At 62.3% G+C, this 17,885-nt stretch carries 18 protein-coding genes; 15 read left to right on the forward strand and 3 right to left on the reverse strand.

Annotated features, from left to right (window positions below):
* Window positions 1-114: 114 nt before the first annotated feature.
* Together carB and greA are read left to right on the forward strand one after the other, a co-directional pair.
* Window positions 115-3,579, forward strand: a complete 3,465-nt coding sequence (carB, locus tag BM374_RS32005; RefSeq protein ID WP_092302103.1) for a carbamoyl-phosphate synthase large subunit — start codon at window positions 115-117, stop codon at window positions 3,577-3,579.
* A 219-nt stretch (window positions 3,580-3,798) separates the two neighbouring features.
* The gene (greA, locus tag BM374_RS32010) at window positions 3,799-4,272 is read left to right on the forward strand and encodes a transcription elongation factor GreA (protein ID WP_018318257.1); all 474 of its coding nucleotides are present in this window, start codon (window positions 3,799-3,801) and stop codon (window positions 4,270-4,272) included.
* Window positions 4,273-4,479: 207 nt separating this feature from the next.
* On the opposite strand, the gene BM374_RS32015 is transcribed toward greA, so the two are convergent.
* The gene (locus tag BM374_RS32015; protein ID WP_027534298.1) at window positions 4,480-4,959 is read right to left on the reverse strand and encodes an Lrp/AsnC family transcriptional regulator; all 480 of its coding nucleotides are present in this window, start codon (window positions 4,957-4,959) and stop codon (window positions 4,480-4,482) included.
* A gap of 264 nt (window positions 4,960-5,223) precedes the next feature.
* Between BM374_RS32015 and trxB the strand changes: the two genes are divergently transcribed.
* The 5 genes from trxB (at window position 5,224) to BM374_RS32035 (ending at window position 9,080) form a co-directional block, all read left to right on the forward strand.
* A complete protein-coding gene (gene trxB / locus BM374_RS32020; protein WP_092302108.1) occupies window positions 5,224-6,189 on the forward strand; it encodes a thioredoxin-disulfide reductase in 966 nt (321 codons plus the stop codon).
* Between the two features lie 5 nt (window positions 6,190-6,194).
* A complete protein-coding gene (locus tag BM374_RS32025) occupies window positions 6,195-7,118 on the forward strand; it encodes a LysR family transcriptional regulator (protein ID WP_164938875.1) in 924 nt (307 codons plus the stop codon).
* A 446-nt stretch (window positions 7,119-7,564) separates the two neighbouring features.
* Window positions 7,565-8,473, forward strand: a complete 909-nt coding sequence (locus BM374_RS32030) for a 4-hydroxy-tetrahydrodipicolinate synthase family protein (protein ID WP_177248680.1) — start codon at window positions 7,565-7,567, stop codon at window positions 8,471-8,473.
* Between the two features lie 167 nt (window positions 8,474-8,640).
* The gene (locus tag BM374_RS38905; RefSeq protein WP_177248681.1) at window positions 8,641-8,790 is read left to right on the forward strand and encodes a hypothetical protein; all 150 of its coding nucleotides are present in this window, start codon (window positions 8,641-8,643) and stop codon (window positions 8,788-8,790) included.
* Between the two features lie 119 nt (window positions 8,791-8,909).
* Window positions 8,910-9,080 (forward strand): hypothetical protein, encoded by a 171-nt coding sequence (locus BM374_RS32035; RefSeq protein ID WP_177248663.1) that lies wholly within the window; start codon window positions 8,910-8,912, stop codon window positions 9,078-9,080.
* 77 nt (window positions 9,081-9,157) lie between these two features.
* Here BM374_RS32035 and BM374_RS40335 read toward each other — a convergent pair whose 3' ends face one another.
* Window positions 9,158-9,835: an AAA family ATPase gene (locus BM374_RS40335; RefSeq protein WP_025032179.1), complete on the reverse strand. Its 678-nt coding sequence runs from the start codon at window positions 9,833-9,835 to the stop codon at window positions 9,158-9,160.
* Window positions 9,836-9,941: 106 nt separating this feature from the next.
* Here BM374_RS40335 and BM374_RS38160 point away from each other — a divergent pair, with 106 nt between their 5' ends.
* Window positions 9,942-10,223: a hypothetical protein gene (locus BM374_RS38160; RefSeq protein ID WP_143270300.1), complete on the forward strand. Its 282-nt coding sequence runs from the start codon at window positions 9,942-9,944 to the stop codon at window positions 10,221-10,223.
* Here the strand turns inward: BM374_RS38160 and BM374_RS32045 are convergent.
* Complete coding sequence (locus tag BM374_RS32045) at window positions 10,220-10,558, reverse strand: hypothetical protein (RefSeq protein ID WP_092302111.1); 339 nt, start codon at window positions 10,556-10,558, stop codon at window positions 10,220-10,222. The two genes, BM374_RS38160 and BM374_RS32045, sit on opposite strands and share 4 nt — an antisense overlap.
* A gap of 351 nt (window positions 10,559-10,909) precedes the next feature.
* Here BM374_RS32045 and BM374_RS32050 point away from each other — a divergent pair, with 351 nt between their 5' ends.
* From BM374_RS32050 to BM374_RS32080, 7 genes are all read left to right on the forward strand, one after another.
* Window positions 10,910-11,854: an AEC family transporter gene (locus tag BM374_RS32050; protein WP_092302112.1), complete on the forward strand. Its 945-nt coding sequence runs from the start codon at window positions 10,910-10,912 to the stop codon at window positions 11,852-11,854.
* A gap of 363 nt (window positions 11,855-12,217) precedes the next feature.
* A complete protein-coding gene (locus tag BM374_RS32055; protein ID WP_092302113.1) occupies window positions 12,218-13,120 on the forward strand; it encodes a hypothetical protein in 903 nt (300 codons plus the stop codon).
* A gap of 333 nt (window positions 13,121-13,453) precedes the next feature.
* Window positions 13,454-13,798: a hypothetical protein gene (locus BM374_RS32060; RefSeq protein ID WP_143270301.1), complete on the forward strand. Its 345-nt coding sequence runs from the start codon at window positions 13,454-13,456 to the stop codon at window positions 13,796-13,798.
* Window positions 13,799-14,126: 328 nt separating this feature from the next.
* Window positions 14,127-15,203: a C45 family autoproteolytic acyltransferase/hydrolase gene (locus BM374_RS32065; RefSeq protein ID WP_092302115.1), complete on the forward strand. Its 1,077-nt coding sequence runs from the start codon at window positions 14,127-14,129 to the stop codon at window positions 15,201-15,203.
* The gene (locus BM374_RS40340; protein ID WP_092302144.1) at window positions 15,110-15,409 is read left to right on the forward strand and encodes a type II toxin-antitoxin system HigB family toxin; all 300 of its coding nucleotides are present in this window, start codon (window positions 15,110-15,112) and stop codon (window positions 15,407-15,409) included. Before BM374_RS32065 ends, BM374_RS40340 begins: the two co-directional genes overlap by 94 nt.
* Entirely contained in the window at window positions 15,409-15,792 is a 384-nt protein-coding gene (locus BM374_RS32075; protein WP_244552764.1) for a helix-turn-helix domain-containing protein, read from the forward strand. Before BM374_RS40340 ends, BM374_RS32075 begins: the two co-directional genes overlap by 1 nt.
* 263 nt (window positions 15,793-16,055) lie before the next feature.
* Complete coding sequence (locus tag BM374_RS32080; RefSeq protein ID WP_092302116.1) at window positions 16,056-17,273, forward strand: tyrosine-type recombinase/integrase; 1,218 nt, start codon at window positions 16,056-16,058, stop codon at window positions 17,271-17,273.
* The last annotated feature ends 612 nt before the right edge of the window (window positions 17,274-17,885 follow it).

Here is a 17,885-nt window from a genome sequence, read left to right on the forward strand (position 1 = left end):
GAAAACTGGTCTAAGACCCACCCGCGCGCGAGGGAAGACCCCGCGCTCTCGCACAAGGGGACGCGCGGCAAGCGCGCCCTTTTTTTGTGCCCAGATTCCAGCCCGCGAGCGGTGATGCCTAAACGAACCGACATCTCGACCATCCTTATCATCGGCGCCGGTCCCATCGTGATCGGCCAGGCCTGCGAGTTCGACTATTCGGGTACGCAGGCGGTGAAGACGCTGAAGGAAGAGGGCTATCGCATCGTCCTCGTCAATTCCAACCCGGCCACGATCATGACCGACCCGGAATTGGCCGATGCGACCTATATCGAGCCGATCACGCCCGAGATCGTCGCCAAGATCATCGAGAAGGAGCGTCACGTCATTCCCGGCGGTTTCGCGCTGCTGCCGACCATGGGCGGCCAGACCGCGCTGAACTGCGCGCTATCGCTGCGCCGGCAAGGCACGCTGGAAAAGTTCGACGTCGAGATGATCGGCGCGACGGCCGATGCCATCGACAAGGCCGAGGATCGCCAGCTGTTCCGTGAGGCCATGACCAAGATCGGGCTCGAGACGCCGAAGTCGCGCCTCGCCAATGCCTCCGAGCTGAAGAAGTCCTTCCGCGACAAGTATCACGCCGAACGCGAGAAGCTGTCGGGCGCGGCGCTCGAAGAGCTTGATCGGCAATGGACGCTCGGCGAGAGCGACCGCCGCAAGCGCTACCAGGAATACGCTTTCGGCCAGGCCATGATGGCGCTGTCCGAGATCGGCCTGCCCGCGATCATCCGCCCTTCCTTCACGATGGGCGGCACCGGCGGCGGCATCGCCTACAACAAGGAAGAGTTCCTCGACATCATCGAGCGCGGCCTTGACGCGTCCCCCACCAACGAAGTGCTGATCGAAGAATCCGTGCTCGGCTGGAAAGAGTACGAGATGGAGGTGGTGCGCGACAAGAAGGACAATTGCATCATCGTTTGCTCGATCGAAAATTTCGATCCTATGGGCGTGCACACGGGCGATTCCATCACGGTCGCCCCGGCACTCACGCTGACGGACAAGGAATACCAGATCATGCGCGACGCCTCGCTGGCGGTGCTGCGCGAGATCGGCGTCGAAACCGGCGGCTCCAACGTGCAGTTCGGCGTCAATCCCGAAGACGGCCGCATGGTCGTGATCGAGATGAATCCGCGCGTGTCGCGCTCGTCCGCGCTGGCCTCGAAGGCCACCGGCTTCCCGATCGCCAAGGTCGCCGCCAAGCTCGCGATCGGCTACACGCTCGACGAAATCGCCAACGACATCACCGGTGGCGCGACGCCGGCTTCGTTCGAGCCGACGATCGACTACGTGGTGACCAAGATCCCGCGTTTCGCCTTCGAGAAATTCCCCGGCGCCTCCTCCACGCTGACGACCTCGATGAAGTCGGTCGGCGAGGTCATGGCGATCGGCCGCACCTTCCAGGAGAGCCTGCAGAAGGCATTGCGCGGGCTCGAGACCGGGTTGACCGGCCTCGACGAGATCGAGATCGAGGGCCTCGGCCGCGACGACGACAAGAACGCGATTCGTGCTGCGCTCGGCACGCCGACGCCGAACCGCATCCTGCAGGTCGCGCAGGCCATGCGCCTCGGCTGGTCGAACGAGGACATCTTCAACTCCTGCAAGATCGATCCGTGGTTCCTCGGCGAGATGCGCGGCATCGTCGACATGGAAGAGAAGGTGAGGAAGCACGGCCTGCCCGGCAATGCCTTTGGCATGCGCACGCTCAAGGCCATGGGCTTCTCCGACGCGCGGCTGGCAGTGCTCGCCGAGACGACCGAGGCCGAGGTCACCGCAAAGCGTCACGCGCTCGGTGTCCGTCCGGTCTACAAGCGCATCGACACCTGCGCGGCCGAATTCGCCTCGCCCACCGCCTACATGTACTCGACCTACGAGTCGCCGTTCGCGGGCAGCGACGCCGACGAGAGCACGCCATCGGACAAGAAGAAGGTCATCATTCTCGGCGGCGGCCCGAACCGTATCGGCCAGGGCATCGAGTTCGACTATTGCTGCTGCCACGCCTGCTTCGCGCTGCATGACGCCGGCTACGAGTCCATCATGGTCAACTGCAACCCGGAAACGGTGTCGACCGACTACGACACCGCCGACCGGCTCTATTTCGAGCCACTCACCGCCGAAGACGTGCTGGAGATCATCGCGAAAGAGCGCAGCAACGGCACGCTGCACGGCGTGATCGTGCAGTTCGGCGGCCAGACCCCGCTCAAGCTTGCCCGTGCGCTCGAAGCCGCCGAAGTGCCGATCCTCGGCACCTCGCCCGACGCAATCGACCTTGCCGAGGACCGCGACCGCTTCAAGCGTGTGCTCGACAAGCTCAGGCTGAAGCAGCCGAAGAACGGCATCGCCTATTCGGTCGAGCAGGCGAGGCTCGTCTCCGCCGATCTCGGCCTGCCGCTGGTGGTTCGCCCGTCCTACGTGCTCGGCGGCCGCGCGATGCAGATCATCCGCGAGGAGAACCAGCTCAACGACTATCTGCTCGGCACGCTGCCTGAGCTGGTGCCGGCGGACGTCAAGGCACGCTACCCGAACGACAAGACCGGGCAGATCAACACCGTGCTCGGCAAGAACCCGCTGTTGTTCGACCGTTACCTGTCCGACGCGACCGAGATCGATGTCGACTGCCTCTGCGACGGCAAAGACACCTTCATCGTCGGCATCATGGAGCACATCGAGGAAGCCGGCATCCATTCCGGTGATAGCGCCTGCTCGTTGCCGCCGCACTCGCTCGAGCCTGCGATGATCGAGGAGCTGGAGCGGCAGACGCGCGAGCTCGCGCTCGGCCTCGACGTCGTCGGCCTGATGAACGTGCAATACGCGATCAAGGACGGCGAGATCTACGTGCTCGAAGTCAATCCGCGTGCCTCGCGCACGGTGCCGTTCGTCGCCAAGGTGATCGGCACGCCGGTCGCCAAGATCGCCGCGCGCATCATGGCCGGCGAGAAGCTCGCCGACTTCAAGTTGAAGAAGGGCGACTTCAAACATGTCGGCGTGAAGGAATCAGTATTCCCGTTCGCCCGTTTCCCCGGCGTCGACACGGTGCTTGGTCCGGAGATGCGCTCGACCGGCGAGGTCATGGGCATCGACCGCTCCTTTGCGGTGGCATTCGCCAAGAGCCAGCTCGGAGGCGGCACGCGAGTACCGCGCAAGGGCACGGTGTTCGTCTCCGTGCGCGAGAGCGACAAGGTCCGTATTGCCGAAGCCGTGCGGCAGCTGCATTCGCTTGGCTTCAAGGTGCTGGCGACCTCGGGTACGGCGCGCTTCCTGACCGATCAGGGCATCCCGGCGGAGAAGGTGAACAAGGTGCTGGAGGGACGGCCGCATATCGTCGACGCCATCACCAATGGCGACGTCCAGCTCGTTCTCAACACCACCGAAGGCCCGCAGGCGCTCGCCGACAGCCGATCGCTGCGGCGCGCGGCCCTCTTGCATAAAGTGCCGTATTACACCACTCTTTCTGGGGCCGTGGCGGCCGCGCAGGGCATCCGCGCCTATCTGGGCGGGGATCTTGAGGTTCGGACCCTGCAGAGCTACTTTTCGGAAACCTGATCGCGCGCGGAAGGCAAGACCTCCAACCGGGTAGGCCTTGCGCTAAGTGATTGGCAATGAAGCAACAATGGCCGGAGGAACTGTCCGGCCATGTGGTTGTTCTGTTCCGGCGCCAGACTCACATAACGCCGGCGGCGGCGTTTTCAGCCCCGGACATACCGACGAATCAAGGTCGCCGCGCCCTCTGACGGGGCGCGCGTCCGAAGGACGAGAGAAGAGATGGAAAAGGTTCCGATGACTGCGAGCGGCTTTGCCGCACTCGGGGAAGAATTGAAGAAGCGCCAGTCCGAGGACCGTCCGCGCATCATCGAGCATATCGCCGAGGCGCGCTCGCACGGAGACCTGTCGGAAAACGCGGAATACCACGCCGCGAAGGAGGAGCAGTCCCACAATGAGGGCCGCATCGCCGAGCTCGAGGACAAGCTCGCGCGCGCCGACATTATCGACATCTCCAAGCTTTCCGGCGACACCATCAAGTTCGGCGCCACCGTGACGCTTGTCGACGAGGACACCGAGAAGAAGACGGTGTGGCAGATCGTCGGCGAGGTCGAGGCCGACGCCAAGAAGGGCCGAATCTCCATCACCTCGCCGCTGGCGCGCGCGCTGATCGGCAAGAAGAAGGGCTCGACAGTTGAGGTCAACGCCCCCGGCGGCGCCAAGGCGTACGAGATCACCAAGGTGGAGTGGCGGTAGGGATTTGCCGCTGCCCGTTGTGTTTCGAAAAGGCCGCGCACTGCGCGGCCTTTTTGTTTCGGCGGGTTGCTCTAATCCCACGTCCTTGCGAGCGCAGCGAACAATCCAGACTGGCGTCGCGGAAAGACTCTGGCAGTATCGCCACGCTCGTGTCCCGGACGCCCTGCAACGCGTAGCGTTGCTGCGCCGCGTCCGGGACACGGAGTCTTACCGTCTTCCTTTCACATCCAGCGGCACCGCCGCCTCGTATTTCGAATTGTGCAGCACCAATGACGTCCGCACGTTGCGCACGTGAGGCGCGGCGGTGAGGTGTGTTACGAAATCCTGGAAGGTCGCCATGTCAGGGGCCACGCATTTCAGGATGAAATCGACCTCTCCCGATAGCATCCAGCATTCCCGCACCAAGGGCTCGGCCCGGACGAACTCCTCGAAGGCGCGCAAATCGGCCTCGGCCTGACTGGAGAGATGCACTGCGGCAAATACCGTGACGTCGAAGCCGAGCTTTCGCGCATCCAAGAGCCCGCGGTAGCCGTGGATATAGCCCTCCTCCTCGAGTGCCCGGACCCGGCGCAGGCATGGCGGGGGCGAAATACCGACCCGTTTGGCGAGCTCGACATTGGTGATTCGGCCGTCGGCCTGGATCTCGGCGAGAATTTTGAGGTCGATCTCGTCTAGGTTCCGCGACACGTGATTGGAACTCCTGGCCTTCATGGCGGTATCGGGTGGGTCTGGTGCAATCCTCATAACCAGTCCCGCCCGTCTGCGCAATTTTATTGCGTGGTCAGACCAACCGACTTTTGTTCCCTGTTGGAAAAATCCGCCGATTGGGAATGCAATTCTTGCATAGCTCACCAGAAGGCTTAGATTAGCTCTGATATTTCAGCGCCTCGCGAGGCCTCCCGGCACGTTCCGCGCCGCGCTGCAAATCCCCCGTGAAAGGCGTCCATCGAAATGTCCGCTCCTGTTCATGCAAAGGTCGTCATCATTGGCTCCGGCCCTGCCGGCTACACCGCCGCAATCTACGCCGCGCGCGCGATGCTCGAGCCCATCCTGATCCAGGGCATGCAGGCGGGCGGCCAGCTCACCATCACCACCGACGTCGAGAACTATCCCGGCTTCGCCGACGTGATCCAGGGCCCCTGGCTGATGGAACAGATGGAGAAGCAGGCGGTCCATGTCGGCACCAGGATCGTCACCGATCTCGTCACCAAGCTGGAGACCTCGCAGCGGCCGTTCCGCCTCACCTGCGACTCGGGCGACGTCTATCTCGCCGACACCGTGATCCTTGCGACCGGTGCGCAGGCACGCTGGCTCGGATTGCCATCGGAAGTGAAATTCCAGGGCGGCGGCGTCTCGGCCTGCGCCACCTGCGACGGCTTCTTCTACCGCAACAAGGAGGTCGTGGTGGTCGGCGGCGGCAATACAGCGGTCGAGGAAGCCCTGTACCTGACCAATCATGCCTCTGAGGTCACCATCGTGCATCGCCGCGACCACTTTCGCGCGGAGCGCATCCTGCAGGAGCGCCTGTTCAAGCACCCGAAGATCAAGGTGGTCTGGGACTCCGCCGTGGACGAGATCTGCGGCACCGAGAACCCGAACAAGGTCACCCATGTCAGGCTGAAGAACGTCAAGACCGGCGCGCTGACGGATTTGAAGACTGACGGCGTCTTCATCGCGATCGGCCACGCACCGGCGACCGAGCTCGTGAAGGGCCAGGTCAAGCTGAAACCATCGGGCTATGTCGAGGTCGCCCCGAACTCGACCGCGACCTCCGTGCCCGGCCTGTTCGCCGCCGGCGACGTTGCTGACGAAACCTACCGCCAGGCCGTAACGGCCGCCGGCCTCGGCTGCATGGCCGCTCTCGAGGCCGAACGATTCTTGGCCCTTCGCGCCAGCGAGCGCGCGGCAGCGGAATAACGATCATGCCCCGAACACGCGACGGATTTACGGATATGGACTGGGACAAGCTGAAGGTGTTTCACGCGGCGGCGGAAGCGGGCAGCTTCACGCATGCGGGCGAGCAGCTCGGCCTGTCGCAATCGGCGGTATCACGCCAGGTCTCGGCGCTGGAGCAGGAGCTTTCGGTCTCGCTGTTCCACCGCCACGCCCGCGGCCTGATCCTCACCGAGCAGGGCGACCTCTTGTTCCGCACCGCGCATGACGTGTTCATGCAGCTGCAGGCGGCGCGCGCCAAATTGACCGACAGCCGCGAGCGCCCGAGCGGCGACCTCAAGATCACCACCACGCCCGGCGTCGGCATCAACTGGCTGATCCCCCGGCTCGGCGAATTCACCGCGCTCTATCCGGAGATCCGGATCTCGCTGATCGTCACCGACGAGGAGCTGGATCTGTCGATGCGCGAGGCCGACGTCGCCATCCGCACCCGCAAGCCGACGCAGCCGGATCTCATCCAGCGCAAGCTGTTCGCGATGGGCTTCCACGCCTATTGCTCGCCGGAATACATCAAGCGCTTCGGCACGCCGCGCACGCTGGAAGAACTCGATGCTCACCGCATCATCTCGCTTTCCGACGGAAACTTTGCGCCTCACTTGCAGAACCGCAACTGGCTGGTCGAAGCCGGTCGCAACGGCTCGGGTCCGCGCGAGGCCTATTTCAAGGTCAACAACATCCTCGGTCTCGTACGCGCCTGTCAGCAAGGTCTCGGTATCGCGGCGCTGCCCGACTATCTGGTCGAGGAGCAGAGCAAGCTCGTGCAACTGTTCGGTGAATCGGATTCGATCCAGCTCGACACGTACTTCGTCTATCCCGAGGAGCTGAAGACGGTCGCGCGTGTGCAAGTGTTCCGCGACTTCGTGGTGAGCAAGGCGCAGCGCTGGCCGTCCTGATTTCCGCATGTCTGACATGCGGCCTCGGCTGTTGCTGCATGGCGCTCGTCAAGCCCATACTGTTTGCATGCTGAGCCTTCGCGTTGCGCATTTGTCCCCCTCCTCCAGTGGCGCGGGAGTTCAGTAATCCCTCTTGGAAGGTGATTGTGTCGGCCTCACGTGGCCAATACCTAAGCCGGGCCCTTTCGGGTCCGGCTTTTTTTCTGTCCGATCAGGCTTTCGCCTTCCGCGAGTATTGACAGTTTCGGGTATACCCCGCATCATTTCCAAATGATCACGAAGTCGTGCGCAATCGCCTCAAAAAAAGGCCCCCATCCGGGGACCGCGGATGCTTGCGCGCTAGGCTGACTTCGTCATCGCGAGACAATCCCGAAAACCCCGCCACCTGGACGGGGTTTTTTCATGTGCCCTCCGTCTCAGGTTCATCTTTGAGAAGGAGAAGGAACATGACTGATTTGCGAACCCATCTGCACGGACTCTGGCTGCCGCTGGTGACGCCGTTTCGCGAGGGCCGCCTCGACGAGACCTCGCTGCGGCGGCTGACGCGGCACTACTGCACCCAGGCGATCGACGGCTTCATTCTGGGGGCGACCTCCGGCGAAGGCATGACGCTGCGCGATAACGAGCTCGAACGCCTCGTTGCCATCGTACGCGACGAGATCGCGGCCGGCCGCCGCAACGTTCCGATCGGGCTCGGGCTATCGGGTGCGGACACTTCGCGGCTGAAGGGCCGACTGGACGAGACCGCGGACTGGCCGATCGACTTCTATCTGATCGCGCCCCCTTATTACGTGCGACCGTCGCAGCGGGGCATATCGGCTCATTTCGAGGCGCTGGCCGATCACGCCGCCTGGCCGCTCGCGCTCTACAACATTCCCTATCGCTGCGCCGTCGGCATCACCAACCAGACCATGCTGCGGCTTGCGGAGCATCCCAACATCATCGGCTTGAAGGATTGCAGCGCGAGCCGCGAGCAATCGATCGCGCTGCTGCGCGACCGGCCGAAGGGCTTTGCCGTGCTCACCGGCGAGGATGCCCATTATTTCGAGGCGCTCAGCGACGGTGCCGATGGCGGCATCCTGCTCTCTGCCCATTTCGAGACCGCGACCTTCGCCGCCGTCCATGCCGAGCTGAGGCGCGGCAATCCGGTCGCGGCAGAGGCCCGCTGGCAGGAGGTCGAGGAGCTGACGGGGCTGTTGTTCACCGAACCGAGCCCGGCACCGGCGAAGTACTGGCTGTGGCGGTCGGGCCTGATCGACAGCCCCGAGGTGCGCCTGCCGATGGTGGAGGTGAGCAGCGAACTCGCCGCCGCGCTCGATCGCGAGAGCGAGCGGCGCGTGAAGGTCGCGGCGTAACGCTCGGCCTCGCCTCTCCCCGTAATAACGCGGAGAGGCGGTGAGAGCGTCGCGTTGGTTAACTGGTCGCGAATGGACTTCGCATCTGCCGCATGGTGCATCCACGTCTCGTTTACGCAAAGGCGCCTATCGTTTCGCCTCGATGTCCATCAAAAGGGGGAATGACCATGGGCCAACGCGCTCGCCCGACCGCGGCGGAAACCTTCGCGCCTACCGATCTTTGGCAGGGAATCCTGCTGGTGTCGTCATTCGGCTTCTGGGCCGTGATGCTCGGCCTGATGCCGGCGCTGCTGCTTCGGGTCTGGCTCGCGGGCTGAGCGGATAGTTAAGCCGGCGTCACAAATGCGCTCAAAATGCGAGCGGCGCTGCAAGCCGGAATCTTAAAGCGTCCCGCGTATTGTTGATCCCCATAAGCGAAGAAATCGCGGGGGCGATCATGACCAATCAGAATGATATGGCGTCGCATTGCGGCGCCACGCAGTACGGCCTTGACGATACCGAGCAGCAGGGCTTTTCCACCGAAGACATCATCTGGGCCGTCGGCATCTGGTCGGTGATCCTGACGCTGTCGCCGGTCATTCTGTTCTACATGCTGATGGTGGCCTAACTTCACTGTCGGTCCCCAAAAACGCAAAACGCGCGGACTTCCCGCGCGTTCGTCGTCCGGGGAATGATTGAATGAAATTATGCCGCCTGCTTGTGCATTGCGCCGGAAGCCGACGCCGTGCCGCGAATTGCTTTCACTGAACGCTCGATCGCCGCCCATAGTCTTGCAATTTCCTGGGCTGCACGGCTCTCGGCCTGATATTCACGCGCGCCTTCGCCGTGGCTGAGTGCCATCAACAAATCCGAACGATTGGTGATCTGACCGCCCCATACCGGAGCGCGAAACTTGGCCAGCGCCTCGCGGGCGATGGTGACGATTGGGCTTTCGGCTTCGTCGCGCTTGGCCGGCGCACCGTTGAGCACGACCGCGTAGGGCTTGCGGGCGGCACGGCACATCTGGATGGTTTCCTGCACCGCGTTGACGTCGAACACGCCGGGACGGGCGGGGATCACCACCATGGTGGCATTCTTGATCGCATCGTCGACGACGGCCGAGAGATTCGGCGGCGTGTCGATCAACACCCATTCGTAACCGTCGCGCTTGGCCGCGGAGACGATGCCGCTGACCGAGTTCACGGCCGCCTTGATCGGCGGCTCGTTGGTGCCACGCAGCTTGTGCCACAGCGTCAGCGAGCCCTGCGGATCGGCGTCCACCAGCATCACCTGCTTGCTCGCCTTGATCTGCGCAGCGAGATGTGCAGCCAGGGTACTCTTGCCCGAGCCGCCTTTACGCGATGCAAAAACAATAACGTTCATACCTCTGGCCTCCAGATTGACCCCAGGCCGCGAAAATGAATCACCACGCTGATTCGGGAAAGAAAAATTTGCCCGGGGGTTCCTCGCCGCCACGAAATAACAGGACATGGCACATTTGAGTCACACTGCCTCGCGCGACGACAGCTATGAACCGCTGTTCACGCCCGGCAGTCGTAATGTTTCTGATGCAATCGCGCGGAAAAGTTTCGAGCTACAACCTCGCCGCGCAAATCCTTACGGCAAGCTTTCCAGCGCAGAAGCGCAATCGCTGCAAGCGTTGCGCGAGCAGCGCGAACAAAACGAGTCCGGTGCTGTCCTGTGGCTGGTGTGCCCCTTCATTTTGACGCGAGGGGCGCGCGGAGGTTTCGAGCAGGGAACGCGGCGCTAGCCGTCGTCGGTCTTTTTCTTCTTGGCCGCCCTCGACTTTGTCTTCTTGGCGACGACCGGCTTGATGTTGGTCGGCCTGCCGGCGCGGACCTCGCCCGGCTCCGGCCCGCGGCGGAAGAACACCGCGCATTGCGGCGACAACTGCGCCTTCTTCTGGATCATGCAGGCGGTGATGGCATCGACGTTGGGAACGAACTCGCCACACAGCCGCATCGCATCCGGCGTGCAGGCCTGCTGCTCCTCCGGCGTATAGGCAAAGCCCCGGCCCGGCAGGACCAGAACGGCGAGTGCGAGGCTTGCGGCGGCCCAGGACGTCGTGACGCGAGATACCGGCATCGATCCCCCCAAATGACGAGTCGGGCGGGAGTGTGGGTGAACGGGCGTTGGTTGGCAACGAGGGCGGAGGCGAAAGGTCGGACGTGTGCGGTCTCGGCAACAGGGAGGGCGGCTCGCCATCTCCTCCGTGGCCGGGTCGCGGAGGATGACGGTTGCGCGCGGGGAAGCCCCCTGCCCGAACCGCGAAAACAACCCCATGCACAGTAGCCACGTCCCTGGCTCGCCTCGCGAATTCGCACCACCTTGCGGATTTTACGAAATCCCTTTGACACGTCGGGCAAAACAGCGGCATGATGGCATGATCGAGACGCTTGGGGTGGTGGGCCTGATCTCCCCGTGAGGGAGAACCGTATGGCCACAATCTTGATCGTCGCGCCGGTGTTTGCGTTGATCGCGGCCGGTTATGCGTCGGTGCTGTTTCGCTTCGTCTCCGAGGGCGCGCACAAGGGCATCTCCGAGTTCGCCTTCAGCATCGCGATCCCCGCGCTGTTGTTTCGCACCATCGTGGTGTCCGAATTCCCCGACGTCAGTCCCTACAGGATGTGGGGCGCCTATTACGGCGCGCTGGCGCTGACCTGGATCGCGGCGCTTGTCATCTCAGCGTTCTTGCGCAAGGGCCGCGACACCAGAGAGGACGGTATCGTGTTCGCGATCGGCTCGGTCTACGGCAACATCGTGATGCTCGGCATTCCGCTCGTGCTCTCTGCGCTCGGCAACGAGGCCGCGGGGCCGATGTCGCTGATCCTGTCGGTGAACACGCCGCTGCTGTGGCTCTGCGGCATCCTGCAGATGGAGCTCGTCAGCCGCAAAGGAAACAGCTCGCCTCTGGCGGTGCTGTGGCCCGTGCTCGCAGATCTCGTGCGCAACCCCTTGATGCTCGGAATCGCTTTTGGCGTGATCTGGCGCTTCACCGGTCTCGGCCTCACCCCCGTGGTCGACAAGACCATCGAGCTGCTGGCGCAAGCGGGCTCGCCGGCCGCGCTGATCGCGCTCGGCATCAACCTGTTTCGCTTCGAAGTGAAGGGCGAGACGTTAAGCGTCGCCGTGATGTGCGCGCTCAAGCTGCTCGCCATGCCGGCGACAGCGTTCGTGCTGGCAAAGCTGCTGGGCCTGCCGCCGGTTGCGAGCGGCGTCATCGTGCTGTTCGCGGCGATGCCGACCGGCGCCAACGCCTACATCTTCGCCGCGCAGTATCAGCGGCAGGTGAACCCGGTGTCCGGCGCGGTGGCGCTGGGCACGCTGCTGGCGGCGGTGACGCTGCCGGTGGTGGTGTGGGTGATGGCTGGGGCAAGGTAAGATCGGTCACCTGAAATGCACCGGGATCGTTTGAGCAGAGCGATCCAAGCCCATGCGATAGCTCTGCCGCCGGCACCACTTGACGGCAGCTTTTGAGTGACGCTCAGTTTCGGCCACTGCGGCCAGTGCGCCAATACAACCTTTACCTGTGGAAAATGCACAAAACTACCTGCCACCCCCTTACCCGGTCCCGCTTTCCTTGCGGAAATGGAACCGGGCATAAAAGGGGGCACTCCGATGAAGAGACTATTGGCATCTACGTGCGCAAGTTTGGCGCTTACTAACTGCACCGGGCTCGATCCGTCGAAACTTATTCCGGGAGCCGTGTCATCGTTCCAATCGTCTATCGGTGCGACCACGGCGATGGAAGCCAAGCTGATCGCGGCGTGGCAGGCCGAGAACAAGGGCCTGCTCTACCTCTCTGGGCAAGACTACAATTGCGGAGACCCAAAGAGCACACTCTACAAGCGATACGTGGCCGCGAAAGACCCCGGCACGCTCGTCACGGAAGATCACGTCAACAAGTATTGGACTTCCAGTCTCGAATATGTGGGTGCCTATCTAAAATTGATGACGGCGATCTCGACCAGCGCTCAAAACGATCAGAAGGTCATCAAGCAGATCGTGGCGATCGGCACCACGGCTGCGGGCTATATTCCTGACATCCCGACCAAATCGGCAACGGAGGCGCTGAGCGCGCTAGGCACGCTCGCGACTGACGTTCGTGGACTGATTGCCGTTGGGCAGATCAGCGATGCAGCACACAAGGCGCAAAAGCCGCTAGCTACAGCCGTCAAGTATCTGAAGCGCTACTATCCGAAATTCCTTGCCAAGGAACAGGCAGCGTTCAGCGCGTGGGACGAGTGCGCGAACGAGAAGCTCATTTTCATTCGCGATCAGCCCTTGAGAAAGATTCCGACCTACCAAAGCAACTACTTTGTCGCCGCGAATGGATTTGAACTCGACAATGCCTACCAGGCCTATCTCGCGCAGCGGCAATCCTACACGTTCGATGCGACCGTACAAGGTATCGACAAGCTGCTCGACCAGATCATCGATGAGAACGACAAGCTCGCCAATCCGACCTTGACCTGGGAAGGCTTCCAGACGGCGGTACAGACACTGGACACGCTGTACACTGATCTGGACAAGGCTGCCTCTGCGGTGCAGGCGTTCGGGACGCCCAGCAAACCAGTTGGCGTATCGAAGTCGGCTTCAGCTTCCCCCGACATTCGAGCGCAGATGCGGGTCGCGTCGGCCAATTGAAGCTCTTGCCAAACTGACAGTGCACAACTGCTTGGTTGCGAGGGTTCCGATCCCGCGTGATTTGGAGGCTTGAGGTTAGTGCGCTGTCGCGGTCGTTCGGCTGGTGGACCCGGCGTGCGCGGTAGCGCTGGGGACGCTGCTGGCGGCGGTGACGTTTCCGGTGTGGTGATGATGGTGGCGGGGTGAGATAGATCGCCTGCGCTCGCGGAACTAAGTACTGTTGTCGTCAATTTTTAGCTTCCGTAATTCTGCGGGTGCGAAGTCTGCAACACCCGCCGATCACGCGATCGCCATTTTGATCTCGCTCAATTCGACGTTGATACCGGTGATAGGGTGGCTGCTGTGATCACCCCGGGCAAATATTCCGTTTGGTTCAAAACGCCGGTCGGCGAAGGCGCCGGCGTGGTCGAGTTCGGCCCCGACGGGAAACTGGACGGCGGCGACGACACGTTTGCCTATGCGGGACACTGGACGCAGCAGGGCGAGCACTTCAAAGCCAGTCTTTCTGCAAAGCGCGTGGTCGCGGCCCCGCCCGGCGTGTTCGGATTGGACGAGATCGACATCGTCGTGTCGGGGCGGTCGGTCGATGAAACGTCGACGTCTTGCACGGGGTTTGCGAAACAGGCGCCGGGGTTGAGGCTCGAGGTGGAGCTGGTGCGGATTGTTGGGGGGCAGTGACGATGCGTGCGGCTGCAGGATCGGCAGTCCAGCACCTCGCCGCAATTCTCATCACGGTTTTCGGCGGACGCGTCCTTGTTCCGGACGTCCTCGCCACCCGCCCAGACCGCGTGCGCCCTTACAGAATTTCGCCTCCTGCCGATGTATCGGGACGCCTTTCCAACCCTGATACTGCGCATGTCTCCTGATGAAGTGGGAGATCTCAACGGCTGGAAATTTCACGATGACGGCATCCATCTGAACCGCCGCGGGGGCTGACTCGATCGGGCTATTGCCTTCCGGATTTGCCGCATGGGATCATCTTGGCACGATTCACCAAGGCATCCCCATGGCGTCCGCTCCCAAGATGCTCCGCGTCCACGTCGTGCAGTGTCGCGGCACGCCTTACGAGGTTGGCCGGGCTCAGGCGGATGCCTTTGCGGCGACGCTGAGGGGCAAGGCGTTTCTCCGCCGCAAAAATGTGCGGCTGCCATGGTGGTTCAATGTTCGAACCGAGGAGCGCGCCTTCAGGACATACGGCCCTGACCTGTGGGAGGAGATCGGCGGGATCGCCGAAGGGCTCAACATCCCCCTTGAGCGCGCGGTTGCTCATTTCGGCAATGATGGCTTGCGGATGCCAACGGGGGGCTGCTCGGCCGTGATGAGCGGCGGCGTCTATGGTCGCAACTATGATTTCTGGCCGCGCGGCTACGAGGCGCGCTTCGCGCTGATCCAGGTGCGCGGCAGCTACGCCAGCATCGGCAGCAGTCACCAATTGACGGGACGCCTCGACGGCATGAACGAGCACGGCCTGTCCATCGGCCTGCATCTGGTGCGGGCGCGACCGCGATCGCCGGGCCTCACCAGCACGTTGCTGATCAGGCGCGTGCTCGACAGCTGCGCGACGACAGCGGAAGCCGTCGCCTTTCTACGTCGCACGCCGCATGCCATGAGTTACAATTATTCGCTGCTCGATTCCGGCGGCGTGGCGGCGGTGGTCGAAGCCGGAGCTGGTACTGTCGCGGTGCGTCTGGGCGATTGGCTCGCCTGCACCAATCACTTCCAGTCGGCGCAACTGCGAGCCTTGAACCGCCGCGTTGCCCACTCGATTGACCGCCTGCCACCTCTCGAAGGCTGGGCCGCGCGCGCGCTCAGTGCCGAACAGACTTTTAGTGCGCTGAACCTCTCGGCCTCGCCGGCCTTCCACAACTACGGCAACTGCCAAACGCTGCACACCATCGTCGCCGAGCCGCGCAAGCGACGATTCCTGATCGGCATCGGCGGCGATGCCGCGGCGCTGGAAGAGGACATGCTGGATGTTGATTTCGGGGGGTGGGTGGAAGGGGAGGATTTGGCGATCAGGCAGCTGAGGGGACAGCTTGGTTTGGGGCGGCGAGTGGTGCGGAGGGGGAGGAGGGCGACCTAAGGGTTGTGGTGATACGGTCGCCCGCGGATTTGAAGAGGGCGTTTGGAGCCAATGTCGACTTTGTCGGAGATAGCAGAGCCATCTTCGATATAGGTGGAAACAAGTACCGCCTCGTCATTCACTTTGCGTATCTACACAAAGCCGCCCTGATCAAGTTTGTCGGTACGCACAAAGACTACGACAAGATAGATGCGGAGACGGTGTGATGATGGATGTTCGGCCTCTCCATAACGAACATGACTACAACTGGGCGATTGGCGAGATAGCTCGTTGTTTCGAGGCCCAGCCCGCAATCGGTACGCCCGAGAGCGACGGGTTTGAGGTGCTCGCAACTCTCATCCGGTCGTACGAAGACGCGCACTTCGAAATTCCTCATGCCGATCCAGTCGAGGTCCTGGAGTTCGCGATCGACTCCATGGGAAAAACTCAGACTGACTTGAGTGAACTCATCGGACGGAATCGCGCGTCCGAGATCCTGAATCGCGTCCGCCCGTTGACGCTTGATATGATCCGCAAGATCAGCGCTGAATGGCACATACCCGTTGAGCTGCTGACTTCGCAGTATGAATTGGCCAAGGCTCACGCGTAATCTTTGAGGCGCGCGCGATCGGGCAGGCGAAAACCAGAGCGAGCTTCAGCAGACGGAAAATACAGCGCTGGTACAGTTGGGTGGGCTCGAACCACCGACCTCCTGTTCCACAGACACAGCTAGGGCTCCGCCGACGATACGCCATTTCCGCCTTTCGTACGAAAAGTTCAATAATATCAATAAATAAGACCGCCGATCTCCGCCTTACGTGCGCTGCAATTGGCGCTATCGTGGTAGCTACGTGGTAGCTACAGAGGCGATCGATGGCGGTTTCGAGTATCACGATCCGTGCAGTGCAAGCACTCAAGCCGGGCGAGACTATCTGGGATGCAGACCACCGCGAAGCGGTGCGGGGCTTTGGCGTTCGGCGTCAACGCGACCAGGCGACCTATGTCCTCAAGTACCGCGTGTTCAGCCGTCAGCGCTTCGTCACGATCGGTCCTCATGGTTCCCCGTGGACACCCGAGCTCGCACGCAAGGAGGCCAAGCGGCTTTTGGGGTTGGTTGCCAATGGCAAAGACCCGGCAGCCGAGAAAGCAAAGGCGCGCCTGCAGGCGGCCGACACCCTCCGGGTGATCGCTGATCAGTATCTCCGGGACGCCAAGCAAAGGTTGAAGCCCCGGACCTATTCTGAAGTTGAACGCTACTTGTTGGTCAGTTGGAAACCCCTGCACCCGATCTCGGTTTTCCAGATCAACCGTCGCCATATTTCGGCTCGTGTCGCTGACCTCGCATGCGTTCATGGACCGGTCTCAGCTGCCCGCGCCCGTACCGCCCTGTCCTCAACGTTCAACTGGGCAATACGCGAGGGCCTCGACATTATTGCGAACCCGGTACTCGGCACTAACCGACCCGTACAGCCGGGAAGCCGCGAACGGGTCCTCACGGAGAGGGAACTATCAGCCATCTGGCACGCCTGTGGCGATGACGATTATGGGCGCATTGTGCGTTTGTTGCTGCTCACAGCTCAGCGCCGAGACGAAGTAGGCAGCATGCAATGGGCCGAACTTGATACCTTGTCGGGGCTCTGGACGCTGCCCAGCGCCCGGACCAAGAACCGTCGCGAGCACTCGCTACCATTGGTTCCTGCCGCCTTATCCCTACTGCCACACCGCCAAATTGGCCGAGAATTCCTTTTTGGTGACGGGCCCCGGCGCAGCGGTGAACCCCATCGTGGTTTCTCAGGCTGGTCCAAGTCGAAGGCGGCGCTTGATGCACGCATGGCGAAAACCCTGGGGGCGCCCCTACCCCGTTGGACAGTTCACGATCTACGAAGATCGGCCTCCACAATGATGGCCGACCGGCTTGGCGTGTTGCCACACATCGTGGAGGCGATCCTAAACCATGTCAGCGGTCACCGGGCGGGCGTTGCTGGGGTATATAACCGCGCTCGGTATGCGACCGAGATGCGCGAGGCGCTTGAGCGTTGGGCACAGCACGTGACGGCCCTCCCAGACCGGAGCCGGCTATTGGCAGAGTGACCGCGGGCTCCGGCCTCCCTCCTGCCAGTGTGTTCACAAGAGACCGCTCCTGAGCCGAGTCCTCTCAAACTGGCCGTGTGACCCTGTCTGGATGCAAAGTCCGCTTTGGTCCTATAGACTAGCGCCCAGGTCCGGCGGTAGCGCAAAAACTCGCGATGGGCCAGGCGACGGATTGCTTGTTAACAATCGGATCGCACCTGCTCCGTGTTCTGAGTGCTTTGCGCTGATGTTCGCGGAACTTGCGCTTGCCGCTGCGCCCGCTGGATTTGTGGTGCTAATCCTGCTTTCACCTCCGGAGATGGCAGCCATATTGTTGAGCCCGTCTCGACACTGTCGCGCGGCGATCAGGATGGAAGGCGTATTGCCTCACGTATCGATGCTCCCGGGCGCGATCGGTTGCCTCATTTATTTTGCTCCTGGCTTAGGTTGAGGAGGAGGCCGGGTGCGGAGATGGCCGGGGTTTCGGAGCGCCCGGCCTCCTCCGCTGGCAGCCGCTACATCATTGCGTTGTCGAGACCTCTGACCTTGGTGGCATTTTCTCCGTAGGAGCGAACAGCAGCGCATTCGCTTGCTCGCTGCGCCAGGATTTAAGCCGCCGTTGAAGCGTTCGAA

The sequence above is a fragment of the Bradyrhizobium sp. Ghvi genome (assembly GCF_900115265.1).
Classification (GTDB): domain Bacteria; phylum Pseudomonadota; class Alphaproteobacteria; order Rhizobiales; family Xanthobacteraceae; genus Bradyrhizobium.

Excerpts from the sequence above, each read along its gene's own strand:
- BM374_RS32035 (WP_177248663.1), top strand. The coding sequence starts at position 8,910 with ATGACCAATCAGAATGATATGGCGTCGCATTGCGGCGCCACGCAGTAC.
- carB (WP_092302103.1), top strand. The coding sequence starts at position 115 with ATGCCTAAACGAACCGACATCTCGACCATCCTTATCATCGGCGCCGGT.
- trxB (WP_092302108.1), top strand. The coding sequence starts at position 5,224 with ATGTCCGCTCCTGTTCATGCAAAGGTCGTCATCATTGGCTCCGGCCCT.
- BM374_RS38160 (WP_143270300.1), top strand. The coding sequence starts at position 9,942 with ATGGCACATTTGAGTCACACTGCCTCGCGCGACGACAGCTATGAACCG.
- BM374_RS32045 (WP_092302111.1), bottom strand. The coding sequence starts at position 10,558 with ATGCCGGTATCTCGCGTCACGACGTCCTGGGCCGCCGCAAGCCTCGCA.
- BM374_RS32025 (WP_164938875.1), top strand. The coding sequence starts at position 6,195 with ATGCCCCGAACACGCGACGGATTTACGGATATGGACTGGGACAAGCTG.
- greA (WP_018318257.1), top strand. The coding sequence starts at position 3,799 with ATGGAAAAGGTTCCGATGACTGCGAGCGGCTTTGCCGCACTCGGGGAA.
- BM374_RS32065 (WP_092302115.1), top strand. The coding sequence starts at position 14,127 with ATGGCGTCCGCTCCCAAGATGCTCCGCGTCCACGTCGTGCAGTGTCGC.
- BM374_RS32030 (WP_177248680.1), top strand. The coding sequence starts at position 7,565 with ATGACTGATTTGCGAACCCATCTGCACGGACTCTGGCTGCCGCTGGTG.
- BM374_RS32050 (WP_092302112.1), top strand. The coding sequence starts at position 10,910 with ATGGCCACAATCTTGATCGTCGCGCCGGTGTTTGCGTTGATCGCGGCC.
- BM374_RS32055 (WP_092302113.1), top strand. The coding sequence starts at position 12,218 with ATGGAAGCCAAGCTGATCGCGGCGTGGCAGGCCGAGAACAAGGGCCTG.
- BM374_RS40335 (WP_025032179.1), bottom strand. The coding sequence starts at position 9,835 with ATGAACGTTATTGTTTTTGCATCGCGTAAAGGCGGCTCGGGCAAGAGT.
- BM374_RS38905 (WP_177248681.1), top strand. The coding sequence starts at position 8,641 with ATGGGCCAACGCGCTCGCCCGACCGCGGCGGAAACCTTCGCGCCTACC.
- BM374_RS32080 (WP_092302116.1), top strand. The coding sequence starts at position 16,056 with ATGGCGGTTTCGAGTATCACGATCCGTGCAGTGCAAGCACTCAAGCCG.
- BM374_RS32075 (WP_244552764.1), top strand. The coding sequence starts at position 15,409 with ATGATGGATGTTCGGCCTCTCCATAACGAACATGACTACAACTGGGCG.